The 6,532-nt window shown below is 57.6% G+C and carries 8 protein-coding genes; 2 read left to right on the forward strand and 6 right to left on the reverse strand.

Features of this window, described 5'->3' with window-relative positions:
• Positions 1-6: 6 nt before the first annotated feature.
• Positions 7-168: a hypothetical protein gene (locus AB8C10_RS04350; RefSeq protein ID WP_005507386.1), complete on the reverse strand. Its 162-nt coding sequence runs from the start codon at positions 166-168 to the stop codon at positions 7-9.
• A gap of 18 nt (positions 169-186) precedes the next feature.
• On the reverse strand, positions 187-936 hold the full coding sequence (locus AB8C10_RS04355) for a class E sortase (RefSeq protein WP_294644383.1): 750 nt from the start codon (positions 934-936) through the stop codon (positions 187-189).
• Positions 937-1,095: 159 nt separating this feature from the next.
• Here AB8C10_RS04355 and AB8C10_RS04360 point away from each other — a divergent pair, with 159 nt between their 5' ends.
• The gene (locus AB8C10_RS04360; RefSeq protein WP_070684535.1) at positions 1,096-1,410 is read left to right on the forward strand and encodes a cell division protein CrgA; all 315 of its coding nucleotides are present in this window, start codon (positions 1,096-1,098) and stop codon (positions 1,408-1,410) included.
• A gap of 103 nt (positions 1,411-1,513) precedes the next feature.
• Here AB8C10_RS04360 and AB8C10_RS04365 read toward each other — a convergent pair whose 3' ends face one another.
• Both AB8C10_RS04365 and AB8C10_RS04370 read right to left on the reverse strand, forming a co-directional pair.
• Positions 1,514-1,888 carry a hypothetical protein gene (locus AB8C10_RS04365; RefSeq protein WP_368866963.1) on the reverse strand — a complete coding sequence of 125 codons (375 nt, stop codon included), beginning with the start codon at positions 1,886-1,888 and terminating at the stop codon, positions 1,514-1,516.
• Between the two features lie 651 nt (positions 1,889-2,539).
• Complete coding sequence (locus AB8C10_RS04370; protein WP_368866964.1) at positions 2,540-3,457, reverse strand: LysR family transcriptional regulator ArgP; 918 nt, start codon at positions 3,455-3,457, stop codon at positions 2,540-2,542.
• A gap of 205 nt (positions 3,458-3,662) precedes the next feature.
• On the opposite strand from AB8C10_RS04370, the gene AB8C10_RS04375 reads away from it, so the two are divergent.
• Positions 3,663-4,295: a LysE/ArgO family amino acid transporter gene (locus AB8C10_RS04375; RefSeq protein ID WP_368866965.1), complete on the forward strand. Its 633-nt coding sequence runs from the start codon at positions 3,663-3,665 to the stop codon at positions 4,293-4,295.
• Positions 4,296-4,320: 25 nt separating this feature from the next.
• On the opposite strand, the gene AB8C10_RS04380 is transcribed toward AB8C10_RS04375, so the two are convergent.
• Together AB8C10_RS04380 and AB8C10_RS04385 are read right to left on the reverse strand one after the other, a co-directional pair.
• On the reverse strand, positions 4,321-5,754 hold the full coding sequence (locus tag AB8C10_RS04380) for a D-mannonate dehydratase (protein WP_368866966.1): 1,434 nt from the start codon (positions 5,752-5,754) through the stop codon (positions 4,321-4,323).
• A gap of 47 nt (positions 5,755-5,801) precedes the next feature.
• Positions 5,802-6,347 carry a GTPase gene (locus AB8C10_RS04385; RefSeq protein ID WP_368866967.1) on the reverse strand — a complete coding sequence of 182 codons (546 nt, stop codon included), beginning with the start codon at positions 6,345-6,347 and terminating at the stop codon, positions 5,802-5,804.
• Positions 6,348-6,532: the final 185 nt, after the last annotated feature.

The following is a 6,532-nucleotide window of genomic DNA, read 5'->3' on the forward strand; positions in this document are numbered from 1 at the left end:
TTAGCGCTAATGGTTGATGGTGACGTTCAGGTTGAAGGGGCCGTACTCTGCGAAGTGGGGGAAGACGAATTCCATGAGCAGGTAGACTACGGCGAGTATCAGCACGATGGCGATGATGATGCGAACCCACAGGGGGCCGGGGAGGTGGCGGAAAATCCATGCGTACATCTGCTTTTCCTCTCAGATTTAGGATCCTGCGACGGAGGCGGCAATTTCTGCGGGTGCTCCGGCTGCTGCGGGCCGCCAGGATTCGAGGCGGGCGTGGACAATGTATCGTTCGGTGTCACCGTAGCGCGGGTGGCAGGTGGTGAGCGTCAGGAGGCGCTCGGTGGGTGCTACGCCGGGCTGTCCGGGGACGGGTTCGATGACTTCTACCTGGTCGGGCTGCACGATTTCGTGGCTGTAGACGGTGTAGGTGTAGTAGCCGTCTTTGGTGCGCACGTAGATGTGGTCGCCTTCGGTGAGCAGGTCGATGTCATTGAGGACTTTGCCGCGGGTTTGGCGGTGGCCTGCGAGGGAGAAGTTGCCGACCTGGCCGGGCATGGCGCTTCCTTCGTAGTGGCCGAGGCCGAGAGAGTCGAGCACGTCGGAGCTGGTGCCCTGAGTTGCGGGGCGCTGGTAGTCGGATCCGAACTTGGGGATGTAGACGACGCCGAAGACTTCACCGTGGCCGGGTTCGCTCAGACCGGCGGGAGGGGTGTTGGGGTCCCAGTCGGGGACGGGTTCGCCGGGATTGGAGTCGAACTCCTGAACGAGGGTGCTGACGGCTTGGGATTGGGTGCGGTCGGCGTCGATGTTGGTCCACCAGAGCTGCCAGGCAACGAAGAGGAGCAGTACGACTCCGATGGTGATGAGGAGTTCGCCTGTAATCTGGATGACCCAGTGCAGCACGCTGCGGGGGCGGCGCTCTGCGGTGGGTGCCGTTCCTTGACTCATGCGTTCTCCTCTGTCCTCTGGGTTGTGTATGTTCTTGGGTGCCGGGTGGCGTTCCTTATCTTTCAACGCGGGGAGAAGGTGAAATCATCCCGTAAGTCTGCAAAGATAGGTGTGAACATATATTTTTAGGTTACCCATACAACAATAAGCGGAGGAAGTATGTCGACCAACTCGGCTAAGGCATCGTCCAAGAAGAAGTCTCAGAAGTCTGCTAAGTCTGAGGTGGAGGATGCGAGCGAGCTGCGTCTGCGTGAGATTGCTCGTGAGATGGAGAGCGGCACGCAGCTGAAGGAGCAGACTCCGCTGTGGTACCGCGTGATTATGTTCTCGCTGTTGGCGGTGGGCATTCTGTGGATTATTATTTTCTACATTACGCAGGGCCTGTTCCCGATTCCTGATCTGGGTATGTGGAACGTGAGCGTTGGTGTGGGCGCCATGATGGTGAGCATGCTGATGATGACTCGCTGGCGTTAAGACTTAGGCATTAGGGCTTAGGCGTTAGAGCTTATAGAGAGGCGGTCGTCCCGTATGGGGCGGCCGCCTCTCTATACGTTTCGCCTGTTTGGCAGGGCTGGAGTTAGAGCGCCTCCGCGTTACCTGTCTTTGTTCTGACCCGGAAGATTGCGGTCATGGCGACCATGATGAGCAGCTCGGTGAGGGTTTGAGTGAGTACGGTGGCGCCCATGAGGCTCGCTTCGGGGTTCCCGTTGTGTGCCAGGCGTTGTGCGCAGAGCGCTACGACGGGGTAGATGATGAGGGCGTTGCGGGTGACAGCACTGAAGGTTACGGATATGCGTTCCGGTCGGCTCATCACTCTGCTAAAGAGCCATGCAGCGCCTCCTGCGAGGATGGCGTAGGTGAGGTAGAGTCCGGCGAGTCGGGGAATGAGCTGTGCCTGGTTGAGCACCGCCGGGGTGTAGGCGGAGCACATGAGCACAAGGAGCAGGCACATGAGGGGGAATCATCGCGGTATCGCTCATGGTGCGTACGCGTTCGTAGGTTTGTTGGCGCTGCGGTGAGCGGGTTGACCAACGTTGCGCGAGGTAGGCGGCTACTAGGGGCACGATGAGCGGAGCGAGGCTGAGGTAGCTTTCAGCGGGGAGGGGGAATATTTCTCCCATCACCCCAATATCTAATATTCCCATATATGCATATGCACTAGTCCAGGCTGTAATAGAAATGATTTGGGCACCAAGCAGATAGGGCGTTGCCGCCAGCAAACCGCGATATTCCCCTCCAGCAATACACGCAAAAACCACAACGTAATCCACGCATGGAGCCAGCAAAACAATCACCGTGGCTAGAGCAACGGGACCGCCCTCGGGAATGAAGAGGGAGACCAGCGGCGCAACCAGAATCGGAGTCCCTGAAACGGCAACGAGTACCACCGTGTGGGTGAGCCTCTTGTACTGACCGGCACTCATACCAGTTAGGGGCATGAGAGCGAAGTTGGTCCACAGGAGCGCGCCGAGCGCGTAGGGCACGAGCTGCTCAGAAACCAGGCTCCACCCACTCAGCCCCGCGCAGGCAACTCCCACGGCCATGGAGACGAGGTAGAGAGCCACCTGGTGACGTTCCATAAAGCTCACGGAACCACCCTCTTCTAGTAGATCAGGTCGCCTCGTGCCGCTTCGTGGACGCGGCGAGTTACGGTCTCCATAACGGGCGAGTTGATGTTCCAGCGCTGCCAGTAGAGGGGGAATTCTACGGGGGTTGCGGCGAGCTTCACGAGGTGCCCACTTGCAAGCTCTTCGGCGCATTGTGCTTCGGGAATGAGACCCCAGGCGATACCAGCACTAACGGCGCGCGCATAGTCCGGGGAGGAGGGAATGTAGATGGTGGGGCTTTGGGTGAAGGTTTCTTCAGCCTCCAGACCTACTTCTTGTTCGATGAGGACTCGTGCTACGTCCTGCACGAAGTCTTTGCGGTCGTATTCGACGACGGGGGCACGGTTGAGCTCTTCGCGGCTTACGCGCTTGGGCCATCCGGGTAGGTATCGCTGTACGTAGTCGGGGGTTGCGACGCACCAGTAGCGTGCCACTCCGAGGGTTTCGACGGAGCAGCCGGGAATTTTTTCGGGTTTGGAGGTGATGACTGCCATGACTTCTCCGGAGCGGAGCATGGCGGATGAGTGGAATTCGCCTTCTCGTCGCAGGTCGCAGAAGATGCTGTCTTCGCGGCTGAGGGTTCCGACGGCGTCGATGAACCAGGTGGCGAGTGAGTCGGCGTTGACCGCCACGGAGACACTCTGAAAGCCGCCGGCACCCATGAGTTCGCGTTCCATTTCTTGCTGCAGGAATTCGCTCTGACGGGCGATGCGCAGCACGCTTTGTCCGGCGTCGGTGGGGGTGACGGGGTTGCTTCGGCGTAGCAGGACCTTTCCGGCAATCTGTTCCATGGCTTTGATGCGCTGGGAGATGGCGGAGGGGCTCACTCGCAGGATGTCTGCCGCCGCGTCGAAGGTGCCGTATTCGATAACGGTGGCGAAGGTGGTGAGCTGGTCGGTACTGAAACGTGTCATAAGAATATCTTACGCAGTGTGAAAATATTTAGATAGATTTAGGGTTTGTTTTCCCGTATTCTCGTCTCTGGCGCTTCGCACTCTAGCTATCGGGGCGATAATCCCTGTGTCGCATGCTTTTGCCTGGCAAGCTGGTATTAGAGGAGCCACCACCCACATATCCGCGAAGCCCGTGCCCCATTTGACCCGCATAGAAAGTTTCACCATGCCCACCTCCCTGTCCCTGCTGTTTCTGGGTGCTACCACCACGATTTCTTTGGTGGCGGCTATTGGTGCCCAGGGAACTTTTGTGCTGCGTCAGGGTATTTTGGGTCGGCATATTACCCCGATTATTATCTTCTGCGTGCTCTCGGATGCGCTCATGATTGGCTTGGGTGTCGTGGGTCTTGGTGCGCTACTTGACGCCGCCCCGTGGGTTATGGAGGTTCTCCGCTACGTCGGCGCAGCTTTTCTGGCGTGGTTCGGCTACGAGTCGGCGAAGCGTGTTTTCACCCCGCATGCGGTTGTCGTTGAGGAGGGTACCGAGGATGCGCAGTCGTTGAAGGCGGCCCTGCTAACCACGGCGGCGGTCACCTACCTCAACCCGCTGGCGTGGTTGGACACAACGATTTTCCTCGGTTCTCTGGCTAATACGCAGGGCGATCCCGGCCGCTGGTGGTATTACCTAGGCTGCTGCTGCGGTAGCGTGCTGTGGTTCCTCATGATCGGCTACGGCTCACGAATTTTACGTCCGCTCTTCGCCCGCCCGGAGGCCTGGCGTGTACTTGACGCGGCGGTGGCCCTACTCATGGTGTATCTGGTATTCAACCTGTTAACGATGAACCTGTCGACCCACTAGCTTCTACTCCCCTGCCCGACCGCTTTTACGCCTTGTCAGACTCTTTTTCCGTGTTTTCCTCTTCTTCGTGGAGTACGAGCACTTCGTTTTTGGGCATGGTGAGCAGCCCCAGGTAGATATCGCGAATAATCAGGATGTGCTTGATTCGCGCAATCATGGGCTTGAGGAAGCTTCGGGCGTATTTTTCGTCGCTACTGGTGGTTGCGACGAAGCTGAGCCCGGAGAACACGGCAACGATCATGGACACCTTGATGACCACGGCGTTGATGTTGGTGTCTACGCCGAGGATTTTGAGGTGTTCGGGTTTGACGGTCATCCAGGATTCGATGGTGGTGTCGCTAATGGCGATGGAGGAGAACCCCATGAAGAACCCGAAGACGAGCAGCATGAAGAAGGTTGCCTGAATAATCTGCCCAATCATGGGGATGATGATGAGGTTGCCCCAGGGCGCGATTTTGAGGGGTCGGTGTTCGAGGATTTTCTTCTCTTCGGCCCAGTCTTGGGCAGTGTTCCAGATTCCTCCTTCGAGGGCCGCGGCGCGCTCGTAGTCGCTCTCGCTAAAGCTTGCGATATTGTCCCCTCTGGAGCGCCCCAGCAGGCGCGTTGTGCGCTCTAGGGAGGTTGTGACGACCACGAACACGGCGAGGAGCCCCATGAGCCCCAGAACAGCCCAGGTGCGCGGGAAGCTGAGTCCGTTGGCGAGCTTCCAGAGGTCTGCGTTCACGAAGATGAAGAGCACGGACACCATCAGTACGGGTAGTACTTTCGCAATCATGGGCGGCAGGGAGGCGAGCTGGTGGATGGCGTGTTTGAAGGACCACCCTAGGATGGTGTCTACGCCGAGGAAGATGGCAAGGTAGATGCCCACAACGATGAGCGGGAATACTTGGGAACCGTCGTAGACGAAGTCGAGGCCATCGAGGCTACTGGATTCAAAGACACTGGCGACAAAGAGCATGCCGGCAAAAAGTACGGTAAGAATACCCGTGGTGATTTGAACCCACTTCGGAGTGCGGACCATCAGCACGTGGACAAGAGTAATGAACACACCGGAGATTATCGGCATCACGAGGAAGATGCCGCCAAGCACGAGCATGGGTAGCACTTCATCGCTGAGTGCAGTGTTGGTCGTGATGGCTTTAATGTATTCCGGGAGGGAACCATTTGCGTTATCAACTACGAGAATGAGGATATCGCGTAGGAAGATATAGCAGACGTGCATGATACTCGCCCACAGGATCCAGGGTACGGAGCGGGGGAACGCATCGAGAGCACGCTGACGTGCAGGAATGATGAGGGGTACGCCCTGTTTGCGGAACCAGGTATTGCTCTGCTTCATCACATCGGTCTTGCTGTAGTGCTGAGGTTGCACCTCTCCCGCAGCCGCTTTGGTACGCAGTCGTGCCCAGATAGGGCGTGCGTCCTTCTGCTGTGCGGTGTTCTGCTCCTGTGTGCTCATGACATACCACTCTACAGGGTCGAGCATGCCCTTTGATTATGTACCTTTTAGAGTTCTTCCTTCTGGAGTTCAGCTCCAATAAAGCGGGCGTACGCGCCCATGAGTAGCGTGGCTGCTTCTTCTTGTTCCTCGTAAATGCCCAGTTCCTCGTCCTCACGACCTGCGTAGGTGCCGCTACTGATCTCGAGTAGGGATAGCGGTCCTTCTGCAGTCTCCGGTGCCAGGGCGTCCAGGATGAAGCTCAGGCTTTCTTCCGATTCTTCAGCTACTCCCAGGAGGCGTCCTAGACGCGTCCCCGGATAGGGTTCGATGGTGAGGACGTCTTCGTTCTCGTGCTGAACAACGCGAGCTACAGGAATGATGTCACCGTCTGCTGTCTCTTCAAGCAATAGCTCAGTGGAGAGGTCTATATGGCTTTCCTCGCTCTGCAGGAGCTGCCTGGGCCACCAGAGGTGGATGTATTCGGTGAGCGCTGCCCATGATTCGCGAGGCTCCAGTGTGCTCTCTACGTAGAGGGCTACGGTTCGTTCTTCGTTAGTCTGCTGCGGCTGATCGACTGGCTCGGGTGCGTGGGAGAACATGGGGTAGTGCATGGTTCTACTCTATCCCAGTGCGCTCCTCTCTGGAGGGGATATTCCTTCCTCCTTCATCTCCCTCGTTAAGGGATATCAGGGTACAAAAAAAGGGGCAGACCCGCATGGGTCTGCCCCTTTCCAGCTTTTAGCTGTTAAAGCAAAAGAGCCCGCGTAAGCGGGCTCTTTTTATTGCCTATTGGATT

It is taken from the genome of Rothia mucilaginosa, from assembly GCF_964210535.1.
In the GTDB taxonomy this organism is placed as follows: Bacteria; Actinomycetota; Actinomycetes; order Actinomycetales; family Micrococcaceae; genus Rothia; species Rothia mucilaginosa_F.

Coding starts and splice junctions, on each gene's coding strand:
- AB8C10_RS04360 (WP_070684535.1), top strand. CDS start 1,096: ATGTCGACCAACTCGGCTAAGGCATCGTCCAAGAAGAAGTCTCAGAAG.
- AB8C10_RS04365 (WP_368866963.1), bottom strand. CDS start 1,888: ATGTGCCTGCTCCTTGTGCTCATGTGCTCCGCCTACACCCCGGCGGTG.
- AB8C10_RS04380 (WP_368866966.1), bottom strand. CDS start 5,754: ATGAGCACACAGGAGCAGAACACCGCACAGCAGAAGGACGCACGCCCT.
- AB8C10_RS04375 (WP_368866965.1), top strand. CDS start 3,663: ATGCCCACCTCCCTGTCCCTGCTGTTTCTGGGTGCTACCACCACGATT.
- AB8C10_RS04385 (WP_368866967.1), bottom strand. CDS start 6,347: ATGCACTACCCCATGTTCTCCCACGCACCCGAGCCAGTCGATCAGCCG.
- AB8C10_RS04370 (WP_368866964.1), bottom strand. CDS start 3,457: ATGACACGTTTCAGTACCGACCAGCTCACCACCTTCGCCACCGTTATC.
- AB8C10_RS04355 (WP_294644383.1), bottom strand. CDS start 936: ATGAGTCAAGGAACGGCACCCACCGCAGAGCGCCGCCCCCGCAGCGTG.
- AB8C10_RS04350 (WP_005507386.1), bottom strand. CDS start 168: ATGTACGCATGGATTTTCCGCCACCTCCCCGGCCCCCTGTGGGTTCGC.